The sequence below is a fragment of the Streptomyces echinatus genome, assembly GCF_014203595.1.
Taxonomy (GTDB): domain Bacteria; phylum Actinomycetota; class Actinomycetes; order Streptomycetales; family Streptomycetaceae; genus Streptomyces; species Streptomyces echinatus.
Window position 1 is genome coordinate 781,399 of sequence record NZ_JACHJK010000001.1, and the last position, 24,545, is coordinate 805,943.

General features: G+C 73.1%; 27 protein-coding genes. 13 read left to right on the top strand and 14 right to left on the bottom strand.

Annotated features, from left to right (window positions below; genetic code table 11):
- Positions 1-231 precede the first annotated feature (231 nt).
- Both FHS34_RS03400 and FHS34_RS03405 read left to right on the top strand, forming a co-directional pair.
- Positions 232-684: a DoxX family protein gene (locus FHS34_RS03400; protein ID WP_184960792.1), complete on the top strand. Its 453-nt coding sequence runs from the start codon at positions 232-234 to the stop codon at positions 682-684.
- Between the two features lie 124 nt (positions 685-808).
- Complete coding sequence (locus FHS34_RS03405; protein ID WP_184961330.1) at positions 809-1,423, top strand: DedA family protein; 615 nt, start codon at positions 809-811, stop codon at positions 1,421-1,423.
- Between the two features lie 234 nt (positions 1,424-1,657).
- Here the strand turns inward: FHS34_RS03405 and FHS34_RS03410 are convergent, their stop codons facing one another.
- Positions 1,658-2,302, bottom strand: a complete 645-nt coding sequence (locus FHS34_RS03410; protein WP_184960795.1) for an HNH endonuclease family protein — start codon at positions 2,300-2,302, stop codon at positions 1,658-1,660.
- Between the two features lie 389 nt (positions 2,303-2,691).
- Between FHS34_RS03410 and FHS34_RS03415 the strand changes: the two genes are divergently transcribed.
- Complete coding sequence (locus FHS34_RS03415) at positions 2,692-3,273, top strand: TMEM165/GDT1 family protein (protein ID WP_184960797.1); 582 nt, start codon at positions 2,692-2,694, stop codon at positions 3,271-3,273.
- A 194-nt stretch (positions 3,274-3,467) separates the two neighbouring features.
- A complete protein-coding gene (locus FHS34_RS03420; RefSeq protein WP_184960799.1) occupies positions 3,468-4,136 on the top strand; it encodes an HAD-IA family hydrolase in 669 nt (222 codons plus the stop codon).
- A gap of 150 nt (positions 4,137-4,286) precedes the next feature.
- Here the strand turns inward: FHS34_RS03420 and FHS34_RS42185 are convergent, their stop codons facing one another.
- On the bottom strand, positions 4,287-4,505 hold the full coding sequence (locus tag FHS34_RS42185) for a peptidoglycan-binding domain-containing protein (protein ID WP_225817422.1): 219 nt from the start codon (positions 4,503-4,505) through the stop codon (positions 4,287-4,289).
- A gap of 16 nt (positions 4,506-4,521) precedes the next feature.
- On the opposite strand from FHS34_RS42185, the gene FHS34_RS42190 reads away from it, so the two are divergent.
- Positions 4,522-4,806 carry a hypothetical protein gene (locus FHS34_RS42190; RefSeq protein ID WP_225817423.1) on the top strand — a complete coding sequence of 95 codons (285 nt, stop codon included), beginning with the start codon at positions 4,522-4,524 and terminating at the stop codon, positions 4,804-4,806.
- A 763-nt stretch (positions 4,807-5,569) separates the two neighbouring features.
- Complete coding sequence (locus FHS34_RS03435) at positions 5,570-7,612, top strand: MDR family MFS transporter (RefSeq protein ID WP_184960801.1); 2,043 nt, start codon at positions 5,570-5,572, stop codon at positions 7,610-7,612.
- Here FHS34_RS03435 and FHS34_RS03440 read toward each other — a convergent pair.
- Positions 7,605-8,153: a GNAT family N-acetyltransferase gene (locus FHS34_RS03440; RefSeq protein WP_184960804.1), complete on the bottom strand. Its 549-nt coding sequence runs from the start codon at positions 8,151-8,153 to the stop codon at positions 7,605-7,607. The genes FHS34_RS03435 and FHS34_RS03440 overlap by 8 nt on opposite strands.
- A 169-nt stretch (positions 8,154-8,322) precedes the next feature.
- Here FHS34_RS03440 and FHS34_RS03445 point away from each other — a divergent pair, with 169 nt between their 5' ends.
- Entirely contained in the window at positions 8,323-9,003 is a 681-nt protein-coding gene (locus FHS34_RS03445; protein ID WP_184960807.1) for a hypothetical protein, read from the top strand.
- A gap of 5 nt (positions 9,004-9,008) precedes the next feature.
- Positions 9,009-10,001: a hypothetical protein gene (locus FHS34_RS44000; protein ID WP_372478563.1), complete on the top strand. Its 993-nt coding sequence runs from the start codon at positions 9,009-9,011 to the stop codon at positions 9,999-10,001.
- On the opposite strand, the gene FHS34_RS03455 is transcribed toward FHS34_RS44000, so the two are convergent.
- Positions 9,990-10,424, bottom strand: coding sequence for a DnaJ family domain-containing protein (locus FHS34_RS03455; protein ID WP_184960809.1), 435 nt, complete (start codon positions 10,422-10,424; stop codon positions 9,990-9,992). The genes FHS34_RS44000 and FHS34_RS03455 overlap by 12 nt on opposite strands.
- A 99-nt stretch (positions 10,425-10,523) precedes the next feature.
- Here FHS34_RS03455 and FHS34_RS03460 point away from each other — a divergent pair, with 99 nt between their 5' ends.
- Positions 10,524-10,916 carry an FHA domain-containing protein gene (locus tag FHS34_RS03460; RefSeq protein WP_184960811.1) on the top strand — a complete coding sequence of 131 codons (393 nt, stop codon included), beginning with the start codon at positions 10,524-10,526 and terminating at the stop codon, positions 10,914-10,916.
- A gap of 25 nt (positions 10,917-10,941) precedes the next feature.
- On the opposite strand, the gene FHS34_RS03465 is transcribed toward FHS34_RS03460, so the two are convergent.
- A complete protein-coding gene (locus tag FHS34_RS03465; protein WP_184960813.1) occupies positions 10,942-11,613 on the bottom strand; it encodes an O-methyltransferase in 672 nt (223 codons plus the stop codon).
- A 64-nt stretch (positions 11,614-11,677) separates the two neighbouring features.
- A complete protein-coding gene (locus FHS34_RS03470) occupies positions 11,678-12,799 on the bottom strand; it encodes a DUF2330 domain-containing protein (protein WP_225817424.1) in 1,122 nt (373 codons plus the stop codon).
- Between the two features lie 284 nt (positions 12,800-13,083).
- Between FHS34_RS03470 and proP the strand changes: the two genes are divergently transcribed.
- The gene (gene proP, locus FHS34_RS03475) at positions 13,084-14,541 is read left to right on the top strand and encodes a glycine betaine/L-proline transporter ProP (protein ID WP_372478564.1); all 1,458 of its coding nucleotides are present in this window, start codon (positions 13,084-13,086) and stop codon (positions 14,539-14,541) included.
- 248 nt (positions 14,542-14,789) lie between these two features.
- Here the strand turns inward: proP and FHS34_RS03480 are convergent, their stop codons facing one another.
- Entirely contained in the window at positions 14,790-15,182 is a 393-nt protein-coding gene (locus tag FHS34_RS03480; RefSeq protein ID WP_184961336.1) for an ATP-binding protein, read from the bottom strand.
- A 128-nt stretch (positions 15,183-15,310) separates the two neighbouring features.
- Here FHS34_RS03480 and FHS34_RS03485 point away from each other — a divergent pair, with 128 nt between their 5' ends.
- Positions 15,311-16,138, top strand: coding sequence for a helix-turn-helix domain-containing protein (locus FHS34_RS03485; RefSeq protein ID WP_184960820.1), 828 nt, complete (start codon positions 15,311-15,313; stop codon positions 16,136-16,138).
- Positions 16,119-16,379, top strand: coding sequence for a DUF397 domain-containing protein (locus tag FHS34_RS03490; protein ID WP_184960822.1), 261 nt, complete (start codon positions 16,119-16,121; stop codon positions 16,377-16,379). The genes FHS34_RS03485 and FHS34_RS03490 overlap by 20 nt, the downstream gene beginning before the upstream one ends.
- Here the strand turns inward: FHS34_RS03490 and FHS34_RS03495 are convergent.
- Complete coding sequence (locus tag FHS34_RS03495) at positions 16,363-17,532, bottom strand: steroid 3-ketoacyl-CoA thiolase (RefSeq protein ID WP_184960824.1); 1,170 nt, start codon at positions 17,530-17,532, stop codon at positions 16,363-16,365. The genes FHS34_RS03490 and FHS34_RS03495 overlap by 17 nt on opposite strands.
- 230 nt (positions 17,533-17,762) lie before the next feature.
- Between FHS34_RS03495 and FHS34_RS03500 the strand changes: the two genes are divergently transcribed.
- Complete coding sequence (locus tag FHS34_RS03500; protein WP_184960827.1) at positions 17,763-18,998, top strand: cytochrome P450; 1,236 nt, start codon at positions 17,763-17,765, stop codon at positions 18,996-18,998.
- Between the two features lie 13 nt (positions 18,999-19,011).
- On the opposite strand, the gene FHS34_RS03505 is transcribed toward FHS34_RS03500, so the two are convergent.
- The 6 genes from FHS34_RS03505 to FHS34_RS03525 all read right to left on the bottom strand — a co-directional run bounded on the left by FHS34_RS03505 (position 19,012) and on the right by FHS34_RS03525 (position 24,435).
- Positions 19,012-19,698 carry a YoaK family protein gene (locus FHS34_RS03505; RefSeq protein ID WP_184960829.1) on the bottom strand — a complete coding sequence of 229 codons (687 nt, stop codon included), beginning with the start codon at positions 19,696-19,698 and terminating at the stop codon, positions 19,012-19,014.
- A 243-nt stretch (positions 19,699-19,941) separates the two neighbouring features.
- Positions 19,942-20,358, bottom strand: coding sequence for an aggregation-promoting factor C-terminal-like domain-containing protein (locus FHS34_RS03510; RefSeq protein WP_184960831.1), 417 nt, complete (start codon positions 20,356-20,358; stop codon positions 19,942-19,944).
- Between the two features lie 333 nt (positions 20,359-20,691).
- Positions 20,692-21,555, bottom strand: coding sequence for an ECF transporter S component (locus tag FHS34_RS03515; RefSeq protein ID WP_184960834.1), 864 nt, complete (start codon positions 21,553-21,555; stop codon positions 20,692-20,694).
- Positions 21,552-21,749, bottom strand: coding sequence for a hypothetical protein (locus tag FHS34_RS43705; protein WP_225817425.1), 198 nt, complete (start codon positions 21,747-21,749; stop codon positions 21,552-21,554). The genes FHS34_RS03515 and FHS34_RS43705 overlap by 4 nt, the downstream gene beginning before the upstream one ends.
- Positions 21,674-23,299: an ABC transporter ATP-binding protein gene (locus tag FHS34_RS03520; RefSeq protein WP_225817426.1), complete on the bottom strand. Its 1,626-nt coding sequence runs from the start codon at positions 23,297-23,299 to the stop codon at positions 21,674-21,676. The genes FHS34_RS43705 and FHS34_RS03520 overlap by 76 nt, the downstream gene beginning before the upstream one ends.
- On the bottom strand, positions 23,296-24,435 hold the full coding sequence (locus tag FHS34_RS03525) for an energy-coupling factor transporter transmembrane component T (protein ID WP_372478565.1): 1,140 nt from the start codon (positions 24,433-24,435) through the stop codon (positions 23,296-23,298). The genes FHS34_RS03520 and FHS34_RS03525 overlap by 4 nt, the downstream gene beginning before the upstream one ends.
- Between the last annotated feature and the right edge of the window lie 110 nt (positions 24,436-24,545).

Consider the following 24,545-nt stretch of genomic DNA (forward strand, 5'->3'; position numbering starts at 1 on the left):
CACCGCTCCGGACCTCATCTCCCACGCGCGGGCGACGAGTTGCTCCCGGACCGCCGCTGCCGCGTGTTCGTGTGCCCCTGTGCGGAAACGTCCCAGCATGGCTGGATGTTGAACTTGCAAGCATTGATTAGGTGTGCCTAACCTATGGCTCCATTCGGTACCCGCCGCCCCCACGACCGGCCTTCTCCGTCCCCGGCCGGCCCGACAGACACCGAAGAGGAGTCATCCACCATGTCCGCTCGTCTCAACGCCGCTCAGCCCTATGTCCTCGGGGTCTTCCGCATCGTCATCGGCCTGCTCTTCGCGGTGCACGGCGCCGCCTCCCTGTTCGGCGTCCTCGGCGGCGCCGGGGGCACCGGGGGCACGGTCGCGGCCGGCACCTGGCCCGGCTGGTACGCGGCCGTGATCCAGCTGGCCGCCGGCGCCCTGGTGCTGCTCGGCCTCGGCACCCGCGGTGCCGCGCTGATCGCCTCCGGCTCGATGGCGTACGCCTACTTCGACGTCCACCAGCAGGCCGCCCTGTGGCCCATCCAGAACGGCGGCGAGCTGTCGGTGCTGTTCTGCTGGGCGTTCTTCCTGCTGGTCTTCACCGGCTCCGGCGCCTTCGGCCTGGACCGGCTCGTCGGCCGGCGCGCGGCGGCGGACGGCGAGTCCGCTTCGGAGCGGGCCGCGGTGACGGCCTGACCGCCACCCGCGGCCGGCCCGGCGTGAACGACCTGTAATCGCCCCGGGGACCCCCCGCGAACCTCCTGTCACACCCCCGGCGTACGCTGTATGGCTGTCAAACGGGGGAGTGACGGGAGTCGTGGTGTTCGAGAGCGTGGGGTCGCTGGCGGCCGGACCATGGGTGTACGCCGTGGTGGCCGTGTCGGTGCTGCTCGACGTGTTCCTGCCGGTCCTGCCCAGCGGCGTGCTGGTCATCACCGCCGCGACGGCGGCGGCCGCGGGTTCCGGTGCGGCGACGGGCCGGGTCCCGCACGAGGTGCCGGACATCCTGGCCCTGATCCTGTGCGCGGCGACCGCCTCGGTCCTCGGCGACCTGGTGGCCTACCGGCTGGCCTGGCGCGGCGGGGAGCGGCTGGACCGGGCGATAGCCCGCTCCCGGCGGCTGACCTCCGCGCAGCAGCGTCTCGGCGACGCCCTCGCCCGGGGCGGCGGTGCGCTGGTGGTCCTCGCCCGCTTCGCCCCCGCCGGCCGCTCGGTCGTCTCCTTCTGCGCGGGCGCCGCCCATCGCCGCGCCCGCGACTTCGTGCCCTGGTCGGCCCTCGCGGGTCTCTCCTGGGCCGTGTACAGCGTGGCGCTCGGCTACTACGGCGCCCAGTGGCTGGGCGCGACCTGGCTGGCCACGGGCGTCTCGGTGGCCGCCCTGTTCGGTGCGGGCGCGGCCGCGGGCTACGTGATGCGCCGCCAGCCGGCCTCCTGAGGCGACTGCCGGCCCGTCCGAGGGGTCGCGGGGCCGGGTCGATGCGCGGCTGCGCCGCGGGGCGCGACCGGCCGCGAGAAGCCCGTGGCCGCCGTACAGCCACGAGTGCCGCGGTGCCACCCGGGCGACGGTCGGCGCAGCTCCCCAGGGGCGCGGGGAACTGCGCGATCGGCCACGACGAACCCGCGGCTGACGTCCGGGTTCAGGGCCTTGCCCGAACCGGCGGAGCCGCGGTCAGCAGCCCGCGAGGTAGTTCGTGAGCGCGCTCTTCTCGGCGGAGTCGACCGAGAGGCCGTAGTAGTACTTCACCTGGACCCAGGCGCGGACGTAGGTGCAGCGGTACGCGGTGCGCGACGGCATCCAGGTGGCCGGGTCCTGGTCGCCCTTGGCCTGGTTGACGTTGTCGGTGACGGCGAGGAGCTGGGGGCGGGTGACGTCGTTGGCGAAGGCCTGGCGCTGGGCGGTGGTCCACTTGCTCGCGCCGGAGTCCCAGGCCTCGGCGAGCGGCACGAGGTGGTCGATGTCGAGGTCGGAGGCGGCGGTCCAGGTGGCCCCGTCGTACGGGGAGTACCAGCTGCCGCTGGTGGCGGTGCAGGCGGAGTCGGTGACGACGTTCGAGCCGTCCCGCTTGAGGACCCACTCGCGGGTGTTGCAGGTGCCGGAGATGGTGATCCAGAGCGGGAAGAGGTCGCGGTTGTACCCGGTGCGGTTCTCGGTGGCCACGGTGAGCTGGGCGAGGTAGCCGCGGGCGGTGGCGGCGCTGACCGGCGTGGGGAGGGCGGCGGAGGCGTTCGGGGAGTTGAACAGGGCGACGGAGGCTATCAGGCCGGTGAGGGCCGCGAGTATGCTCGTCCGTCGACGCGCGTAGAACTTCCGCATGAGTGAACTCCCTGATGGGGTGGGGGTGTTGGACGCGAGCGAGGGAATGCTCGCGGTGACGTGTGGCCGGCGTATGAGCGCCCGGTAAGAAGTTAGTGACGTGTGCATGTCACTACAAGGTTCACGGGCGAACTTTCACATCCCGTACGATGGGAGGCGCAGAAGGGGAGTAGCTCTTCGCCGGACCGTCGACATACTGCTCAGCGAGCCTGAGCCGGCGCCCGGAGGCGGACCGCCTCGATTCGTCGAGGTCCGCCAGCGAGACCTTCGGCAAGCAGTGCACGCCCGTGCCCCCACCGGCACGGGTGCCATGTGCGCTGCCGTGCCGAGGTGTCCATCGCGTGACGTGCCGCACTCTCGGCGGGGCAGCCCCGACCGATTGAGGGATCTTGATCAGCATCACCGTGACGGCGATCGTCTTCGGCGTCGTCTTCTTCGCCGAACTGCCGGACAAGACCGCGCTCGCCGGCCTCGTCCTCGGCACCCGCTACCGGGCCTCCTACGTCTTCGCGGGCGTCGCCGCCGCCTTCCTGCTGCACGTCGTGCTCGCCGTGGCGGCCGGCAGCGTGCTCACCCTGCTGCCGCAGCAGCTCGTGCACGCCCTCACCGGCGTCCTGTTCCTCGGTGGCGCCGCGATGCTGCTGCTGAAGAAGGACGAGGAGGAGGAAGAGATCAGGAAGCCCGCCGACCAGTCCTTCTGGAAGGTCGCGGGTACGGGCTTCATGCTCATCCTGGTCGCCGAGTTCGGCGATCTCACCCAGATCATGACCGCCAACCTCGCCGCCCGCTACGACGACCCGGTCTCCGTCGGCCTCGGTGCGGTGCTCGGCCTGTGGGCCGTCGCCGGACTCGGCATCGTCGGCGGGAAGGCCCTGATGAAGCGGGTGCCGCTGCGGCTGATCACGCAGATCGCGGCGCTGCTGATGCTGGCGCTCGGCGCGTGGAGCCTCTACGAGGCCGTGACGGGCTGATCCGTGCGGGCGTGGCGGGCCGAGCTGAACGGTGGGTGAACCCTTCCGGGGGGCGGTGGCGCAACCCGCCCTCGGTTTTGTACCGTGGGGGAACAAAGTGGCTCCCGCTCGTTTTCCCTGACCGGCGGGCGGGGCCGCCTTGTCCCTCCCGCCGTCCCGCCCGACGCGGGGTCTTCACGCACCTGGAGCTGCCGATGCCGGCCACCGCCACACCCGCCGTCCTCACCGCACGTGCCCTCCTGCTCGACATGGACGGCACCCTCGTCAACTCGGACGCCGTGGTCGAGCGCATCTGGCGGCGCTGGGCCGAGCGGAACGGGCTGGACGGCGACGAGGTGATGAAGGTCGTGCACGGCCGGCAGGGTCACGCCTCCATGGCCGTCCTCCTGCCCGGCCGGCCCGTGGAGCAGAACCTCGCCGACAACGCCCGGATGCTCGCCGAGGAGACCGCCGACACCGACGGTGTGGTCGAGATCGCGGGCGCCGGGGCGTTTCTCGCCTCGCTGGACGGGGTCGCGCACGCGCTGGTGACCTCCGCCGACGTCGCCCTGGCCACGGCCCGGATGGACGCGGCCGGGCTGCCCATGCCGGCGGTCCGTGTCACCGCCGAGTCCGTGGGGGCGAGCAAGCCCGACCCCGAGGGTTTCCTCAAGGGCGCGGCGGAGCTGGGTGTCGACCCGGCCGACTGTGTCGTCTTCGAGGACTCCGGGGCGGGGATCGCGGCGGGGCGTGCGGCGGGGATGCGGGTGGTGGGGGTCGGTCCGCGGGCCGTGCGGCACGATCCCGACGTGGCCGTGCCGGATCTCACGCATGTGCGGGTCGAGGCGGGGGCCGACGGGGTGGTGCGGGTGCGGGTGGGCTGACACCGACGAACACCGGCCGGTTCTTCGGGTGCGGGTGCGTTGTGGTTTGACGGGCGGTTTTTCGGGTGCGGGTGTGTGGTGGCTGGTCGCGCAGTTCCCCGCGCCCCGGGGTGGGGATTGTGGGGCGGGGCTGCGCGGGGCCGTCGGCTTCTAGGGTTTCCGGGTTTCGGATTCCAGGGTTTTTCTTGTGGCCGGGCCGTATTCGCCCAGGGGGTCGGTCAGGATGCCCCGGGCCAGTTGGTAGGCGCGTACGGCGTCCTCCACCGGGCGGGTGTAGGTGCCGTCGATCCGGTCGCCGTAGAGGTTCAGCTGCCGTAGGCGCAGTTGGAGTTCGGTGACCTCCGGGCCCGTGTCGCCGCGTCGCAGCACCGGTGCCACGGAGGGGGTGGCCGACGGGGTGCCGGACGCCGTCGCGGACGGGCTGGGCGAGGGCGTGCGGGAGGCGCTGCGCGAGGCCGTGGGAGTCGGCGACGGTGACGCGGTGGTGGGGGAGGGGCTGGGCCTCGCCGATGCCGATGCCGATGCCGACGCCGGCGCCGACGGGGAGGGAGCCGGTGAGCGGGGCGTGACCGGCGGTGCCGGCGCCGATGCCGACGCGGGCGCCTCGGTCGTCGCTTCCGGGATGCGCTCCCTGACCTCCTGGGCCGCCGGGTCCCGGGCCGGCGCGTGATAGGAGAACAGCGCGAAACCGGCCGCCGCGACCATCGCCGCGCCCACACCCCCGGCGGCCAGCAGCACGGTACGCCGCGAGCGTCGCCGGGGCCGAACGGCTTCGGGTCCACCCGGCGCCGTCCCGAAGGCCTCGCCGTCGCCCCCACGACCCCCGGCGCCCCGGCCCCCGTCCCCCACGTCCGCCCAGCCGGCCCCACCGACCGCGACGGCCCGCTCGGTCCCGGGCGTCACATCCGCCACAGCGGTCCAGTTCGCCTCACCGGCACCGGCACCGGCACCGGCACCGGCACCGGCACCGGCACCGGCACCGGCACCGGCACCGGCACCGGCCTCACCGGCCTCCTGCGCCCTGCCGGTCCCGTTGGTCCCATCGGCCCCACCGGTCTCCCGCGCCCCACCCGGCGCGTTCGGATGTGGTGCCGGGCGGTGTGTCTGTGGTGGGGGTGTGGTCGGGACCTCTACGTACGGGCGTATGCGCAGGGGGTCGAAGTCCTCCGCCGCTGCCGCCTCGGCCGTGCGGGTCTCGCGCAGGGCCTCGGACGCGCGCTTCGTGCAGTCGCACGACGGTGTGCGGTCCGGCCCCCTCGGTGCCCCGCACTCCGGGCACAAGGCCCCCTGCCTCCCAGTCACGCGTCCGGCCCTCCCCTCGGGAACTTCAGAGAATATGCGTATCTCCCTCACATCCCCGCGGGGCTCGACAGGCCGTACGCGGTGACACCGATCACGATGGAAGAGGCGCACCCGAGCCCCGGGAGGTCTCCATGACCCTGGACACGCACGGCACGGCACAGGACGCACGGAGCGGCGAGAGCGTTCCGGGCGGCGTGCTGGTCCCGATCGGCGCCCTGCTGCTGGGCCTGCTGCTCGCCGCCCTCGACCAGACCATCGTGTCCACCGCGCTGCCGACGATCGTGAGCGACCTCGGCGGCCTCGAACACCTCTCCTGGGTCGTCACCGCCTATCTGCTGGCGTCGACCGCCGCGACCCCGCTGTGGGGCAAGCTGGGCGACCAGTACGGCCGCAAGCGGCTGTTCCAGACCGCCATCGTGATCTTCCTGATCGGCTCGGCACTGTGCGGCATGGCACAGGACATGCCCCAGCTCATCGCCTTCCGCGCGCTGCAGGGCCTGGGCGGCGGCGGGCTGATGGTGCTGTCCATGGCCATCGTCGGCGACCTCGTGCCGCCCCGCGAACGCGGCCGCTACCAAGGGCTCTTCGGCGCGGTCTTCGGCGCCACCAGCGTGCTCGGGCCGCTGCTCGGCGGGCTGCTCACCGAGCATCTGAGCTGGCGCTGGGTGTTCTACGTCAACCTGCCCGTGGGTGTCGTCGCGCTCGTCGTGATCGCCGCCGCGCTGCGCATCCCGCGCCGCACCGCCGGCCATGTCATCGACTACCTGGGGACCTTCCTGATCGCCGCCGTCGCCACCTGCCTGGTGCTGGTCGCCTCGCTCGGCGGCACCACCTGGGCGTGGGACTCGGCGCAGGTCATCGGGCTCGCCGTGCTCGGCGTCGCCCTCGCCGTGGCCTTCGTCGCCGTGGAACGCCGGGCCGCCGAACCGGTGCTGCCGCTCAAGCTGTTCCGCGTCCGCACCTTCACCCTGGGCTCGGTGATCAGCTTCATCGTCGGTTTCGCCATGTTCGGCGCGATGACCTATCTGCCGACCTTCCTCCAGGTCGTGCACGGCGTCTCCCCGACGCTGTCCGGGGTGCACATGCTGCCGATGGTGTTCGGCCTGCTGCTGTCCTCCACGGTCTCCGGGCAGATCGTCAGCCGCACCGGCCGCTGGAAGGTGTTCCCGGTCGCCGGCACCGCCGTCACCACCCTCGGCCTGCTGCTCCTGCACCGGCTCGACGAGCACAGCCCGACCGCCGAGATGAGCGTCTACTTCTTCGTCTTCGGCCTCGGACTCGGCCTGGTCATGCAGGTCCTCGTGCTCATCGTGCAGAACGCCGTGTCCTACGAGGACCTGGGCGTCGCCACCTCCGGCGTGACCTTCTTCCGCTCCATCGGCGCCTCCTTCGGCGTGGCCGTCTTCGGCACCGTCTTCGCGAGCCGTCTCGGTGACAAGCTCACCGACGCCTTCCGGGCCGTACGCCTGCCGCCCGGCGTCACCGCCGACGCGCTGATGTCCGACCCGCGGGGCATCGCCGCCCTGCCGGCCACGGTGCGGCCCGCGGCCCTGCACGCGTACTCCTCCGCCATCACCGACGTCTTCCTCTACGCCGCGCCCGTCGCCCTCCTCGGCTTCGTGCTGGCCTGGTTCCTGAAGGAGGACCGGCTGCGCGGCTCGGTCACCGCGCCGGACGTCTCCGAGACCATCCCGCCCAACCCGGTCGAGCGCTCCTCCTACGACGAGGTGTGCCGCGCGCTGTCCGTGCTCGGCACCCGTGAGGGCCGCCGCGAGATCTACCGGCAGATGACCGAACGGGCCGGCTACGACCTGCTGCCGGCCGCCAGCTGGCTGCTGCTGCGCGTGCGCCGCTACGGCTCCGTGGAGCCGGGGGTGCTGGCCGAACGCACCGCGGTCCCGATCCAGGTGGTCATGGCCGCCGCCCGCCAGGTCGAGGAACGCCGGCTCGCCGAACGCCAGGGCCTGGACCTCGTCCTGACCGATACCGGCCGTGAGGTCGCCGAACGGCTCGCCACGGCCCGTGAGCAGTCCCTGGCCGAGCTGCTCGGCGACTGGTGGCACCCCGGCCGCCAGGCCGATCTCACCCAGCTGGTCCGGGAACTCACCGGCGAGCTGTGCGGCGCCGAAAGCGAACGGCCGCACGACAGCGGCAGGACCGCCGGGATCAGCTGACGGCCTCCCCCGGACCGGGGTCCCCGTCCGGGCCCTGGTCCGAGCCCAGCTCCTTGCGGAACCAGTGCTCGGCGTACGGGTCGGTGTTGTGCGGACCGGTCTCGGTGTAGCCCAGGCGCGCGTACAGGGCGCGGGCCTCCACCAGGTCGCCGCGGGTGTCGAGCACGACCCGCCGGGCACCCAGCAGGCGGGCGGCCAGCTCGGCGGCGGCCACCAGCGGCGCGGCCCCGTTCAGGCCGCGCAGTCCCGGCAGCACGAACACCCGGGTCAGTTCGGCGGTGTCCGGGTCCAGCAGCCGTACGCCCGCCGAGCCGCCCGGCGTGCCGTTGTAGCGTCCGATGAGCAACTGCCCGGTGGGTGGCTTGAGTTCGGCACCGTCGCGCGCGGCGATCTCCCGTTCCAGCTCGTCCGGGTCGGTCCGGCGGCCCTCGTGCAGCAGGTACCAGCGGTCGCTGACCTCCGTGTAGTACGCCCGCCACAGCGCGGTGGCGGCCGGAGAGTCGTAGGGCTCGGGAGCGATCGTCCACGTCATGCCGGCCATTCTCGGGAGCCGTGCCGCACCTTCCGCAACCGGATATGTGCGGCCCCGGCGCGGCCGGCACCCGCGTCCCGCGCCCGTCGGGGGGCCGGGGGAGGCCGTTTGCCCGCCGGGTTCCGGGTCACACGAGGAGAGAACCGGCCGGCGGGGCCGGTCCGACCGGAAGGCAACCATGTCCACAGGATTGATCATTCTGTTGATCGTGATCGCGGCGGTCGTGGTCCTCGGCGCGGCGACCTTGATCCTGCGCGGCCGGGGACGGCACGGCGGGCCCAGCCTGAAGCGGCGCTTCGGGCCCGAGTACGAGCGGACCGTGGCCCTGCACGACGGGGACACCCAGGCCGCCGAACGCGAGCTGACCGAGCGCGTCGAACGCCACGGCGACCTGCACGAGCGGCCGCTGGACGGCGCCGAGCGGCAGCGGTACGCGGACCGCTGGACGGCCGTACAGGAACGCTTCGTCGACTCCCCCCGCGAGGCGGTGGCCGAGGCCGACCGGCTGCTCGGGGAAGTCGCCGCGACGCGCGGCTACCCCGACGGCGGGCGGTACGACGAGCAGCTCGCCGCGCTGTCCGTGCACCACGCCGACCACGTCGACGGCTACCGGCAGTTGCACCGGGTGGCGCGCACGGGACCGGACGGCGGCGCGAGCGGGGCCGGCGGCGGGACCGAGGAGATGCGCTCCGCGCTGCTCGGCGCCCGCGCCCTCTTCGACGACCTGACCAGCGCCGATTCCGGACGGCACCGCGCCCCGGGCGGCACGGGCCGCGACACGGCCCACACCGGGAGCCACTCCCACGCGCGCTCGCACGCGCCGTGGGCCCTGCACCGGAGCCGACCGAAGGAGAGCTGAGCCCCATGCCGGACAGGACGAGCGGCCCGGGCGACGCCCGGCGCCAGGCACCACGCCCGGCCGGCCAGGACGTGCCGGCCGACGAGCGGACGACAGCGCGGGACGCGTGGGCACCGGGGGACGCGGCACCGGGACGGGCCGTGCCGAGAGAGCCCCGGCCCGAGGAGCGGCTGCCCGGGGAACCGGGTGCCGGCGGGACCGCGGGCCGGCTGCCCGGCTCGGCCGGGCCCGGCCGGGAGGGCCTCACGGGCGACGACCGCGCCCCGGAGCCCACACCCCAGCCGCCGCCCGGACCGGCGGGCGTGCCCGAGTCCGCGCACCTGGGCGGCCCGGGCGCCGGGCAGTGGCACGGGACGGAGGGGCTGCGCCCCGGCACGGAGGATCTGGGTCCCGGTGTCGACGCCGGGTTCACGGCCAGCCACCGAACGGAGCGGGCGGCACACGCGGAGGAGGGGCGGATGCCCGACAACGGGCTGGGCGCACCGGCGCCCGGCGGTACCGGACAGCGCGAGGCCGGCACGACCGACGCCCCCGCGCCGGACACCTGGCCGGCCGCCCCCGGCGGGGCCGCGGCCTCCGGCGGGGCCGGGGCTCCCGGTGGGACGCCGCTCTCCGGCGGCACCACCGCCCCGGCCGGCGGCCTGGCACCGGGTGCGGCCCTGCCCTCCGACGCCGCCTCGCCGCCCCAAGAGACCCCGCTCTCCGGCACCGGTGCGCCGCTGCTCGGCCAGGAGGAGACCGAGCGGTGGGAGCGGCGGCTGCGGGAGGCCGCCGTCGGCTTCGTGGACGAGCCCAGGGTGGCCGTGGAGCAGGCCGACCGGACCCTGGAGGAGATCGCCACGCGGTTCACCGAGGCCGTGACACGGCGCCGCCGCACCCTGCGGATGTCCTGGGAGGCCGACGAGGGCCCCGGGGACGGTGCCGAGTCCGACACCGAGCAGCTGCGGCTCGCCCTGCGCGACTACCGGGAACTCGCCGGACGCCTGCTACACGGCTGACCCCGGCGCGTCCCCCTCGGCGGCGGCCCTGCGCCGCCGCCGTTCGCGCAGCACCTCTTCCACGTCGTACGGCTTCTTCCCGAGGAAGGGGCCGGGCGGCGGCTTGAACATCATGTCCTTGATCCGCACGTTGACGTCCTCGATGAGTTTGCGCGCGATCCGCTCCGAGGGCGCCGCGTAGGCCGACTCCAGCGCGTCCTCCGCCTCCTTGCGCAGCGCGAGCGCGGGCGGCAGCACGGCCAGGCCCTCCCGCACCATCTTCCGCTTGACCCACCACAGTTCGTCGTAGGTGGAGTCGACCTCCGTGGGCAGCGGCGCCCCCGCCCCCGGCAGCCGGTCGAACTCGCCACGCCCCTGCGCGTCCCGGATCTGCTTGTCCACCCAGGACTCGAACGGAACACCTGGTGGCTTTCGCTCGGTCATGGCCCCATTGTGCCGGACGCGACCCCGCCGGGCGTTTTATCATGCGGCGGCGGCAGGGCAATCCGCCCACCGCACCAGAACGTTTCAGGGGGAGCGCTCGTGCTCGAACTCACCATGGCCGTCGTCTCCGGGGCGGACACGGGTGCCACGGCCGGCATGACGATGGCCGAGGCGTCCAGCGAGCCCGGCGCCGTGCTGCGGGTCGGCCGCGACGCGGCGGTGTGCCGGCTGGTCACCCCCGAGGACTGGCTGTTCGTCTCCCGCGTCCACCTGGAGTTCGTGTGCGGCCCGGACGGCGCCTGGCACTTGAGCTGGCTGCGCGGCTCACAGCCCGACCCGGCGTCCGAGGTGCGGATCGTCTTCGGGCAGCACCAGCACCCCGTCGGCTACGGCGCGACGGTACAGCTGCCGCGCGGCGGGTCCGGCGAGGTCATCGTCCAGGACCGTACCGAGCCGCGCAGCGTCAACATCGGCTTCTACCAGGAGGTCTGAGCCCCGCCCGCGCCCTGCCCCCGGCTCAGCCCAGCACCCGGGCCAGCGCGAAGCCGTCGTAGCCTTTCTGTCCGACCGTCTGGAGCGCCGTACCGCTCAGGCGCGGGTGGCCGGCGATCAGTTCGATCGCGGCGCGGGTGCCGGCCACGTCCGGCTCGGTGCTGTCCGCCTCGGTCACCCGGCCGCCGCGCACCACGTTGTCCACGATGATCAGGCTGCCCGCGCGGGTGAGCCGCAGCGCCCACTCCACGTAGTGCGCGTTGTTGGCCTTGTCCGCGTCGATGAAGACCAGGTCGAAGGGGGCCGGGTTCTCGTCGGCGAGCTTGGGCAGCGACTCCAGGGCCGGGCCCACCCGCACCTCGACGATCCGTTCCAGGCCGGCGCGGGCGATGTTGCGGGTGGCCACGTCGGCGTGCTTGGCGTTGTACTCCAGCGAGATCAGCCTGCCGTCCTCGGGCAGGGCACGGGCCATCCAGATCGTGCTGTACCCGCCGAGGGTGCCGATCTCCAGCACGTTCCGGGCGCCCTGCACCTGGGCGAGCAGCTGGAGGAACTTGCCCTGCGCGGCCGTGACCGCGATGGCGGGCAGACCGGCGGCCTCGCTGTCCCGCAGGGCCGCCCGCAGCGCATCGTCGTCCGGTGAGAGATGGCTGATGAAGTAGTCGTCGACGTCGTCCCAGAGCTGCGACCCGCTCATAGCGCCTGCTGCCTTTCCCGAGTGTCTTTCCGGAGGCTGTACCGCCCTGCCCGCTTCGATGATCTCAGCCGAGGGGCGCGGGCGGGGCGACCGGCGGCGGCGGAATCACCGGCCGCCGCGAGTGCCGTACGACGAGCAGGGCGGCGGCCGTGACGACGACGGCCAGTGTGCCGCCGACCGTCAGCGACCAGGCCGGGATCCCGGCGACCCGGAGCAGTTCGTCCTCGTAGATCACCTGCTGGACCGGCGTGTCCGCGGCGGCCCGGCGCAGCTCGTGGTCGCCGGAGATCCGGGCGGGGTCGGGGAAGCTCTGGGTGAGGGCCGTCAGGTAGGGGGTGCCGGCGGCCAGCTTCCCCAGGGCGCCCTCGCGGGTGCCGAGCCGCCCGGCGAACAGCACGTCGGGCGGTGAGCCGCCGATCGTCCCGCTCGTCTCCATGCGGTGCGCGGCGAGGATGTACAGGCCGAGCGACTGCGGGGTGGCGGCCAGCCGGGACAGGCGCATCGGATAGACCGGCCGGTCGGCGGCGAAGGTGAGGTGCAGCGGGTCGAGGGCGCCGTGCAGCGCGGTGCCGTGCCGGTCCGGGGCGAGGCGGACGGCCACGTACTCCCAGTGGCGGTCGACGTAGGGCCGCAGGGCGGTCCTCAGCCGGGCGGGGAGGGAGAAGCCGTGGTCGCGCAGCCAGTCCTGGAGGGCCGCCGGGTCGGTGGCGGTCAGGCGGGCCACGTCGAAGGGGCCGAGCCGCTGCCGGCCGACGACGCCGACGCCGGTGCCGCCGGCGGCCGGGAGCGCGGCGTCACCGGCCAGGTGGCGGCCGTCGAAGGGCCACTCGCCGTTCTCCGGCCAGAAGTGGTGGCGGGTGCGGTGCACGGGGGCGACCGCCTCGGCCAGCTGGCTGAAAAGGGCGGCGTCGCCGAGACGGACGGTCGCCCGGTGCGGGACCGGCATGATCCAGGCGGCGTGCTCGGCGTCGCCGTCGACCGTCAGCCGCATCACGATCTGCTCCTGGCGCCCGTCCCAGCGCAGGACCGACCGCTCGTCGGAGACGGCGATGCGGGCGGCCGGATCGGGCACCATGGCGCCGCAGCCGCAGGCGTACGCCGGGGCGATGAGCCAGGTCAGCTGGATGCCGAGCAGGGACAGGACGACCGCGAGCAGGCGTGCACGTGCGGCGTGGGTGGCGAGCACTGTTCCGTTGACCCCCGTCGTTGCCGGTGACGGGGGTACAGACGGCTGCGGCGCCCCGACGGTTCCGCCGGCCGGCGCAGCACCCGGTCCACCCGGCATTCGTCCGCATATGTCCGAAAGATAAAAGCTCCGCGAGGGGTCGGTTGCGCCCCGGGGGCGCGACAAGGATCACACCGAGCAGCACGAATGGCGCTGCGTGAACGGGCAGACGTACCTGCGTATCCGCGTTTTAGCTGCACTCTGCACGTAAACGCGTACGGCACGTAAGGGGCGGAAGTGCCCCTATGGTCGTTTTTCGGCCCGGCGTACGTCACCGCCGCCGTCTCGGGCCCGTCTCTGTCCCCGTCGAAAGGCAGGCGAGCCCCGTTTTGGCGACCGCCACAGCAGTCATCCCGCAGCAGAAGACCCGCCGGGCCACCAAGGCCCGCGACGTCACCGTCACCAATCCCGCGCTGGTCAAGCGCGCCGTCAAGGCGGCGGCGCTCGGCAACGCGATGGAGTGGTTCGACTTCGGCGTCTACAGCTACATCGCGGTCACCCTGGGCAAGGTCTTCTTCCCGTCCGGCAACCCGACCGCCCAGCTGCTGTCGACGTTCGGCGCCTTCGCGGCGGCCTTCCTGGTCCGCCCGCTCGGCGGCATGGTCTTCGGCCCGCTGGGCGACCGCGTGGGCCGCCAGAAGGTCCTCGCCGTCACCATGATCATGATGGCGGCGGGCACGTTCGCGATCGGCCTGATCCCGTCCTACGCGACGATCGGCGTCGGCGCGCCGGTCCTGCTGCTGGCCGCCCGGCTGGTCCAGGGCTTCTCCACCGGCGGCGAGTACGCGGGCGCGTCCACCTTCATCGCCGAGTACGCGCCGGACAAGAAGCGCGGCTTCTTCGGCAGCTGGCTGGAGTTCGGCACGCTCGCCGGCTACATCGGCGGCGCGGGTCTGGTCACCCTGATGACCGCCCTGCTCTCCTCCGACGACCTCACCTCCTGGGGCTGGCGCATCCCGTTCCTGATCGCGGGCCCGATGGGCATCATCGGCCTGTACCTGCGGATGCGGCTGGAGGAGACCCCGGCGTTCGCGGCGGAGGTCGAGAAGGCGGAGGCCGCGCGCCCCAAGGTGCCGCTGCGCGAGATGGTCGCGGGCCAGTGGAAGGCGCTGCTGCTGTGCATGGGCCTGGTGCTGGTCTTCAACGTCACCGACTACATGCTGCTGTCGTACATGCCGAGCTACCTCACCAGTGAGCTGAAGTACGACGAGACCCACGGTCTGCTGGTCGTGCTCGGCGTGATGGTCCTGATGATGGTCGTCCAGCCGTTCGCGGGCGCCCTGACCGACCGGATCGGCCGCCGCCCGGTGATCGCGGCGGGCTGCGCGGGCTTCCTGTTCCTGTCCGTCCCCGCCCTGCTGCTGATCCGCGACGGCAGCCTGCTGGCCGTGGGCCTGGGCATGGGCGCCCTGGGCCTGCTGCTGGTGTGCTTCACGGCGGCCATGCCGGCCGCGCTGCCCGCCCTCTTCCCGACCCGGGTGCGGTACGGCTCCCTGTCGATCGGCTTCAACGTGTCGGTGTCCCTGTTCGGCGGTACGACGCCGCTGGTGGTCACCGCGCTGATCGGGGCGACGGGCAACATGATGATGCCCGCCTACTACATGATGGGCGCGGCCGTGATCGGCGGATTCGCCGTGTGGCGCATGGCGGAGTCGGCGGGCCGTCCCCTGCCGGGTTCCGCTCCCTCGGTCGAGGGCCGCTAGGGGGTTTCGTTTGGATCAGGTCGGATCAGGCCGCGGCGTCCGGTGCGGTGCATCGCAAGGCGGAGGATCATCCGCGTACTGGGCGTACTCGGGTGGTCCGACAACGCGGCGAGGTGCCGTGCCGGGCGTCGCGGACCCGGGCTGATCCAAACGAAACCCCCTAGGCCCCACGGGGACGACGACGCGGGCACGGCCGGCCAGGGGCGCACAGCCCCGGGCCGGCCGCCGCCGTTCCTCCGCCCCCGCGCTCACGCTTCGGGCGCCGGGCGGACGGCGTCCGGGAACCCGCACTCGAACCAGACCGTCTTCCCGCCGCCGGCGTCCGCCGACACGCCCCACTTGTCCACGACGGCGTCGAGCAGGGCCAGCCCGCGGCCGCCCTCCGACTCCTCGTCCACGGCGGGCCGCAGACGGGGCAGGGGAGCGTGGCCGTCGGTCACCTCGGCCCGCACCCCCGCCGTCCGCCGCGCCACGACGAGCGTGCAGCGGCGGTCGGGCACATGCCGCACGACGTTGGTGACCAGCTCGCTGACGCCCAGCTCCACGGCGAAGGCCAGCCCGGGCAGCTCCCACTCGTGCAGCAGCGAGCGGACGATGCGGCGGATGTGACGTACCGAGTGCTCGCCGACGGTGAGGTGCATGCGGTACTGGGGGGTGTGGGGAATGTCGAGGTTCACGGTACGAGGCTGACCTCCCGTCACTACGCTGGGCTACAGGACGGATACAACGGGTCCGGCTGTGGGCCCTGTCGCCTGAGAGGGGACCGACCGTGGCCCACATCAACACCCTCGACCCGGGCGCCTCACCGCTCGACTACTACGGCTTCGAACTGCGCCGCTACCGGGAGGCCGCCGGCCTGACCCAGCGGCAACTGGGGGAGATCGTCAACTACACGGGGTCGCTCGTCGGTCAGGTGGAGACGGCCAGGAAGGTACCGACGCCGGAGTTCAGCGAGCGGGTGGACGCGGCGCTGGGGACGGGCGGGTTACTTTCGCGGCTGGTCGAGTTGGTCCTGCGGAGCCAGCTCCCGGGGTGGTTCCAGCAAGTGGCCGAACTGCAGGCGCGAGCCACCAAGATCTACTCCTTCGAGATGGGCATGGTGCCTGGCCTCATGCAGACGCGGTCGTATGCGCGGGCCGTACTCGGTGCGCTCAATCAGGCCGACCTCGACGATCGCACCACCGTACGACTGGGGCGTCAGCGCATCTTCGAGAAGGACGAGTCGCCCATCTACTGGTTGGTGCTCTTCGAGGCGGCCCTGTACCTGCAAATCGACAGCCCGGCGACCATGCGGGAGCAACTGGCGCACCTGTTGGCCTTCGAGGATGACCCTCGTATCAACGTGCAGATCCTGCCGTACAGGACTGGCGCGCACGCCGGTATGACGGGCTCGTTCGACGTCTACCGCTTCGCGAGCGACCCAAGCATCGTCTACACAGAGAGCTACGGCAGTGCGCATCCGACGGCTAACCCAGAGACCGTCAAGGACTGTTCGCTCCGTTACGATCACCTGCAGGCCGCCGCGCTATCCCTCAAGGACTCGGCGGAGTTGATGCGACGCGTGATGGAGGACCGCTATGGAGAGCAAGTGGCGTAAGTCCAGCTACAGCAGCGACCAGGGCGGCAACTGCGTCGAGTGCGCACCGCTCGGCCCACTCGCCTGGCGCAAGTCCTCGTACAGCGGTGACCAGGGCGGTGATTGCGTGGAGGTTGCCGACACCCCCTGCGCCTCCCTGGTCATCCGCGACTCCAAGAACCCGGCGGGCCCGATCCTCACCGTCGGTCCCGCCACGTTCACCGCCTTCGTGTCCTGGGCGTCGGCTACAGCCGCTGGATGATCGTCCCGGTCGCCAGCCCGCCGCCCGCGCACATGGTGATCAGCGCGAACTCCTTGTCCGCGCGCTCCAGTTCGTGCAGGGCGGTGGTGATCAGGCGCGCGCCCGTCGCGCCGACCGGGTGGCCGAGGGCGATCGCACCGCCGTTGACGTTGACCTTGTCCAGGTTCTGTTCGAAGACCTGAGCCCAGCTGAGCACGACCGACGCGAACGCCTCGTTGATCTCCACGAGGTCGATGTCCTTCAGGGACATGCCCGCCTTGCCGAGCACGGCCTTGGTCGCGTCGATCGGCCCGTCCAGGTGGAAGTGCGGGTCGGCGCCCACCAGGGCCTGCGCGACGATGCGCGCCCGTGGCCTCAGCTTCAGGGCGCGAGCCATCCGCTTCGACGCCCACATGATCGCCGCCGCGCCGTCCGAGATCTGGGACGAGTTGCCGGCCGTGTGGACCGCCCTCGGCATCACCGGCTTCAGACCCGCCAGCGCCTCCGTGGAGGTGTCCCGCAGCCCCTCGTCCTTGTCGACCAGGCGCCACATGCCCTGTCCGGCGTGCTGCTCCTCCTCGGTCGTGGGCACCTGGACGGCGAAGGTCTCGCGCTTGAAACGTTCCTCCGCCCAGGCGAGGGCCGCCCGTTCCTGTGACAGCAGCCCGAGCGCGTCGGTGTTCTCCCGGGTCAGGCCCCGGTGCCGGGCGATGCGTTCGGCCGCCTCGAACTGGTTGGGCAGGTCGACGTTCCACTCGTCGGGGAACGGCTTGCCCGGGCCGTGCTTGGAGCCGGAGCCCAGCGGGACCCGGGACATCGCCTCGACGCCGCAGCTGATCCCCACGTCGATCACGCCGGCCGCGACCATGTTGGCCACCATGTGGGAGGCCTGCTGCGAGGATCCGCACTGGCAGTCGACCGTCGTCGCCGCCGTCTCGTACGGCAGTCCCATGGTCAGCCAGGCCGTGCGCGCGGGGTTCATGGACTGCTCACCGGCGTGGGTCACCGTGCCGCCGACGATCTGCTCCACCGCGTCGGCGGGCATGCCGGTGCGGCCGAGGAGTTCACGGTAGGTCTCGCCCAGGAGGTAGGCGGGGTGCAGGTTGGCGAGCGCGCCGCCGCGCTTGCCGATCGGGGTGCGGACGGCTTCGACGATCACGGGTTCCGCGGCCATGGGTGCGGGTCCTCTCCGAGAGGGCTCTCCTCCAGAACTAGTACGCGTTCTAGTTCCGCTCAGCAGTCTGCTGACGTGACGTCCATCACCGCAAGGGTCTTGCAGGTGCCGAGGGCGCGATCTGCACGACTTCCGTACCGATTGGGAGTGCCGTACCTCTTGCTACTTGTAGAACCCGTTACTACCTTCACGGCACCCGCTGATGGACCGTCAGATGGCTGGAGACGCCGATGCCCTGTCCAGCGCTGCCCGACGGGTTCGACCTCACCGACCCCGACCTGCTGCACCACCGCGTGCCCCTCCCGGAGTTCGCCGAACTGCGCCGGACCGAACCGGTCCGCTGGATGCCGCAGCCGCACGGCATCGCGGGCTTCGCCGACGACGGCTACTGGGCCGTCACCCGGCACGCCGACGTCAAGCACGTCTCCACGCACCCGGAGCTCTTCTCCTCCTGCCTCAACACCGCGATCATCCGCTTCAACGAGCACATCCAGCGTGACGCGATCGACGCACAGCGGCTGATCCTGCTCAACATGGATCCACCGGAACATACGCGGGTGCGCCAGATAGTGCAGCGCGGGTTCACGCCACGCTCCATCCGCGCCCTGGAGGACCGGCTGCGCGCCCGCGCCGAGGCGATCGTCGCCGCCGCCCGCGCCCGCTCCGGGCCCTTCGACTTCGTCACCGAGGTCGCCTGCGAGCTGCCCCTGCAGGCCATCGCCGAGCTGATCGGCGTCCCGCAGGAGGACCGGTCCAAGATCTTCGACTGGTCCAACAGGATGATCGCCTACGACGACCCCGAGTACGCCATCACGGAGGAGGTCGGCGCCCAGTCGGCCGCCGAGATCATCGCCTACGCCATGAACATGGCCGCCGAACGCAAGCGGTGCCCGGCCGGTGACATCGTGTCGACCCTGGTGGCGGCGGAGGACGAGGGCAACCTGAACTCCGACGAGTTCGGCTTCTTCGTACTCATGCTGGCGGTGGCCGGCAACGAGACGACCCGCAACGCGATCACCCACGGCATGCACGCCTTCCTCACCCACCCCGAGCAGTGGGACCTCTTCACCCGCGAGCGCCCCCCGACCACGGCCGAGGAGATCGTGCGCTGGGCGACTCCGGTCAACGCCTTCCAGCGGACGGCCACGCAGGACACGGAACTGGGCGGTGCGCTGATCCGCAAGGGCGACCGGGTCGGCCTGTTCTACGCCTCCGCCAACCACGACCCCGAGGTCTTCACCGACCCCGACGCCTTCGACATCACCCGCGATCCCAACCCCCATCTGGGCTTCGGCGGAGGCGGTCCCCACTACTGCCTCGGCAAGTCCCTGGCCGTCCTGGAGATCGACCTGATCTTCAACGCCCTGGCCGACGCGATGCCCGGCCTGCGCCTCGCGGGCGACCCGCGCCGGCTGCGCTCGGCCTGGATCAACGGGGTGAAGGAACTCCGGGTCGTCGCCGGCTGAGCCGCGGGACTCCTCATTCCCGGCCCGAGGCCACCACCGCCATCGCCCCGGACACCAGCGCCGCGAGCAGCAGCGGCACACCCAGGCCGTGGTGCAGGACCAGCCACGCGCCCAGGCAGGCGCCGCCGGCCATGGCGAGCACCGAGGCCGTGCGGCGCGGGGAGCGGTGACCGGTGCCGTCGCCGAGGCGGGACTCCGCGGCCAGGCCGGTCAGGGTCATGGTCAGCACGGTGGTGGTGAGATCGGGTACGCCCAGTCTGCGGACCGTGGCGTTGCGCAGGCCCATCGCGTAGGCCGTGAGGGCGATCAGGGCGTACCGGGTGCCGGCGGCGTCCGGCCAGGCGAAGGCCACCGCGGCACCGGCGCCGACCAGTACCGCCTCGGCCGCCAGCGTCAGCCGGGCCCATCTGCGGCGGGAGCCCGAACCGTGGCGGGCCGCCACCCGGCCGCCGGTGACCGCGCCCAGCAGGAAACAGACCAGGGACGCGGCCGTGTGGGGCACGGAGAAGCCGGGGGCACCCGCCGCGGCGAAGCCGAGGACGACGACGTTGCCGGTCATGTTGGCGGTGAAGACCCGGCCGAGGCCCAGATAGCTGACGGCGTCGATCAGGCCGCTGACCACGGTCAGCGACAGCAGCACGGTCACCAGTCGCAGCCCGCGCGTCTCCGGGTCCCGCACCGGTGGCGTCGGCGTCGTCATGGCTCCTCCGAAGGTGTCCCGGCGCAGCCTGCGTCCGCGGCCCGCGGGGCGTGCCGCGGGACACGCCCGGAACGGCGGAAAGCAGCCCGGTCGGCCCATTCGCCAGGGTCCGTAGGTCCGGCCGACGGCGCCCGGACATGCGCGCGCACCCTCGCCCGGTGCGGGGCGAGGGTGCGGAAGCGGGTGCGGCGGTGACGCGGCCCGGAGTGGGGCCGGTCAGGTGCCGGGCGTCGGTGCGGCGGCTCAGTACCAGCCGTTGGACTGCCAGAAGTCCCAGGCCTTGACCGGGCTGCCGTAGCGGGAGTTCATGTAGTCCAGGCCCCACTTGATCTGGGTGGCCGGGTTGGTCTTCCAGTCGGCGCCGGCGGAGGACATCTTCGAGCCCGGCAGGGCCTGGACCAGGCCGTAGGCGCCCGAGGAGCTGTTGGTGGCGGCGGGGTTCCAGCCGCTCTCATGCGAGACGATCTTGCTGAACGCGGTGAACTGCGCGGCGTCCGGGATCATCTTGTGCGCGATCGCCTGTGCGGAGGAGGCCGAGGCAGGGGCGGCGGCGTGGGCGGGCGCCGCGGTCAGAGCCAGGCCGGCGGTGGCGGCGGCCACGGCGGCGGTGGTCAGGGCCTTCTTCGGGGAAGCGATGCGGCGGATGAAGGAGACGGACACGGAGAACCTCTTGCGTCGGGGACAGGGGATCGCCCGCATCGGATGGACCACGCGCTGTGGCCGTATGCGTCGGCGCCGCGGCCCGGGTGGGCTCGTGGCGCCTGGCGACGTCCTCAAGACAAGCAGGCGCGGAACCTGTCCGCAATGACCCCCTTTACTAGTTGTGGCCGGATCGGGGAGGAACGTCCGCTCTGTGGCGTGGCTCTCAATCCGCAGGTCGGAAGGGGTGCACGAGGGGGCGAATCGGGCATATCTACCTACGGCCCGGGGTCGTAGGTGACGTGCGTCATGTGGGGCGCTTCACCGACTCGCTCACCCCGCGTACGTGAGGCCTCACTGTGCGGGACCGTCGAATGTGACCGCGGTCTCGAAAGCGGCCCGCCGCGTGGCCCGGCGCAGGGCCCGCAGCACCGCCGGACCCAGGGCCAGGGTCAGCACCACCGTGCAGAGGGCCCGGCCCAGGTCCCAGCCGAGCGAGGTGGCCACGCAGTACGCGACGAAGCGGGCCAGGTTGGTGGCGACCGGTGCCCCGGCGTCGAAGGAGATGTTCGAGGCCGCGCCGCCCAGGAAGGGCCAGCCGGCCAGGTTCATGACCGTGCCGTAGGCGAAGGCCGCGACAAATCCGTAGCCGGCGAGCATCAGCGGCTCGCCCCGGCCGCGCAGCCTCCCCCACCCGCTCGGCCCAGCCTGCACGGCGGCGGCGCCCGCCGCGCCGGGCAGCAGGCCGGCGCCCATGGTGAACCAGCCCATCGACAGCATCTGGAACGGCAGCCACGGCCCGACCCCGCCCGTGAGCAGCGCGGACGCGAACATCGTCACCGAGCCCAGCACGAACCCGAAGCCGGGTCCGAGCACCCGGCCGCTCAGCACCATCAGGAAGAACATCGGCTCGATCCCCGCCGTACCCGCGCCGATCGGTCGCAGCGCCGCTCCCGTCGCGGCCAGCACGCCGAGCATGGCCACGGCCTTCGGGCCGAGGGCCGACTCGGAGATCGTCGCCGCCACGACCGCCACCAGCAGCACCAGCAGGCCCGCGAAGAGCCAGGGCGCGTCCTGGGCGTGGGCGCTCAGCCGCGAGTCCGGCGGGGCGAGGAAGGGCCAGCCGAAGGCGACCACCCCGACCGCGCTGGTCAGGGCCAGCGCGGCGAGCGAGCGGGGGCCGAGCCGGACGGCGTGCACCCGTGCGGTGCGGCTCATGCCAGCGCCTCCCGTACCTCGGTGACGGTCAGCCACTGCTGCGGGGCCAGGATCTTCGTCACCTGTGGCGCGAAGGACGGCGAGGACACCACGATCTCGGCCGTCGGGCCGTCCGCGATCACCTCGCCCTCGGCGAGCAGCACCACCCGGTGCGCCAGCTCGGCGGCCAGCTCCACGTCGTGCGTGGCCAGCACGATCGCGTGCCCCTCGGCAGCGAGGCCGCGCAGGCCGGCGACCAGGCGGGCCTTGGCCGCGTAGTCCAGGCCGCGGGTCGGCTCGTCCAGCAGGAGCAGGGGCGGGCGGTCAGGATCACCGCGAGCGCGAGCGCCAGGCACTGGCCCTCGGACAGGTCCCGGGGATGGGTGCCGTCCGCGATGTCCGGCAGGAGGCCGGTCAGCAGGGCCCGGCAGGTGCCGGGCCCGGCGCCCGCGTCCCGGTCGGCGGCGGCGCACTCGGCGGCGACCGTGTCGGCGTACAGCAGGTCGCGCGGGTCCTGGGGGACGAGACCGACCTGGCGTATCAGCTCCCCGGGCGGGGTGCGGTGCGGAACCAGCCCGCCGACCCGGACGGTCCCGGCCGACGGTTCCACCAGTCCGACGAGCGAGCCGAGCAGGGTGGACTTCCCGGCGCCGTTGCGGCCCATGAGGGCGACGGTCTCCCCGGGGCTCACGGTCAGATCCATGTCGCGGAGGGCCTGGACACGGTCGTGGCGCACGGAGAGGGAGCGGACCTCGGCGGTGCGCGCCGCGGGCCCGGGGGCGGGGGAGGGACGGCGCCGGAAGAAACGACGGCGCCCCGTACCGTCGCCTACCGGCACCGGTGCCGCCGACCCGCGCGGACCGGGCACCACCGGCTCCACGACGGACGCGGGCCCGGCGGTACGACCGTCCGCGGCCGCGGCCGGCCGGGTGGCACGGTCGGGTGTGGTCGTGGCCAGGCGTTCGCGGAGGTCGTCGGCGCGGCGGCGGGCGTCGCGGACGGTCAGGGGCAGGGGGGACCAGCCGGCCAGCCGGCCCAGCGCCACCACCGGGGGATACACCGGGGAGACCGCCATCACCTCGGACGGGGTGCCGGCCACCGGGGCGGCGCCGGGAGCGGGCAGCAGGACGACGCGGTCGGCGTACTGGATCACCCGCTCCAGACGGTGCTCGGCCATCAGGACCGTCGTGCCCAGGTCGTGCACCAGCCGTTGCAGCACGGCCAGCACCTCCTCCGCGGCGGCCGGGTCCAGCGCCGAGGTCGGCTCGTCCAGGACCAGCACCCGCGGGTGCGGGGTGAGCACCGAGCCGATCGCGACCCGCTGCCGCTGACCGCCGGAGAGCGTGGCGATCGGACGGTCGCGCAGTCCGGCGAGGCCCAGCAGGTCGAGGGTCTCCTCGACCCGGCGCCGCATCACCTCCGGGGCGAGGCCCAGCGACTCCATGCCGTAGGCGAGTTCGTCCTCCACGGTGTCGGTCACGAAGTGCGCGAGCGGATCCTGGCCCACCGTGCCGACCACGTCGGCGAGTTCCCGCGGCTGGTGGGTACGGGTGTCCCGGCCGGCCACCGTCACGCGTCCGCGCAGGGTACCGCCGGTGAAGTGCGGGACCAGTCCGCTGACCGCGCCCAGCACGGTCGACTTGCCGACCCCGGACGGACCGGCCAGCAGCACCAGTTCGCCCTCCGCCACCTCCAGATCGACGCCGGCGACGGTGGGTCCGGCGGCGCCCTCGTACGTCACGCTGACATCCTCGAAGCGGATCACGAGTGCTCCCTGGGAACGGGCTGGGGGACGGCGAAGGCGGGCAGCAGGGCGAGCAGGACGGACGCGGCGGGCCAGACCGGAAGCGTCGGCGGGACGAGGGGGACGACCCCGGGGTGCAGGGCACCCGGATCGCGGACCGAGGCCAGCGTCAGCAGCGCGGCCACCGCGACGCCCGAGCCCGTGACCAGCCAGGCACGCGCGTCCCACGGGTCCGGGCGGTACCGCGTCCGCAGCGAACGCCGGCCGCCCAGCCGCAGCCCCGCCAGCGCGGCGACGACCCCGGCGAGCAGCAGGGGAAGGCCGTACACGCCCCCTTCGGCCGTCAGCAGCCCGTACGTTCCGGCGCACACGCCGAGCAGGCCGCCGAGGGTGAGCGCGGCCGTCGTACGGCGGACGGGGGCGGGGACCTCGGCGGTACGGCCGTAGCCGCGGGCCTCCATCGCAGCGGCCAGCGACACCGAGCGCTCCAACGCGCCCTCCAGGACCGGCAGTCCGACCTGGAGCAGGCCGCGGACGCCACGGTCCGGACGGCCGCGCAGCCGGCGGGCCGCCCGCAGCCGCTGGACGTCGGCGATCAGGTGGGGCGCGAAGGTGAGGGCGACGACCACGGCCACGCCCGTCTCGTACAGGGCGCCGGGCAGCGACTTGAGCAGGCGGCTGGGGCTGGCCAGGGCGTTCGCCGCGCCGACGCAGATGAGGAGGGTGGCGAGCTTCAGACCGTCGTAGGCGGCGAAGACGACCGACTCGGCGGTCACCTTGCCGCCCAGCCGGATGCCCTGCGCCCAGTGCGGCAGCGGGACTTCGGGGAGGGTGAGGAGGGTGTGGGTGCCGGGGATGGGGGAGCCGAGGGCCACCGCGAACAGGACGCGGACGAGGATGACGGCGAGGGCGAGCCGGGCGAAGGCGGTGTAGGAGCGGGACCAGGGGGCGGGGGAGCGGTGCGTCGCCACGACGTAGGCGGAGGCCGCTATGAGCAGCCCGAGCAGCAGGGGATCGGTGGTACGGGTGGCGGCGGTACCGAGCCCGAGGGCCCACACCCACCAGGCCCCGGGATGCACACTCACCCGCCCCCGCCCCCGACTCGACCCCGCCGCCGGCAACCCCGCAGGGGCGCGGGGAACTGCGCGCTCACCCACGACGGACCGGCACTCGCACGAGGACCCGCACCCAGGACACGCCCGCCCACGGCTACGGCGCGACTCAACTGGGCCCGCCGACAACTCCCCAGGGGCGCGGGGAACTGCGC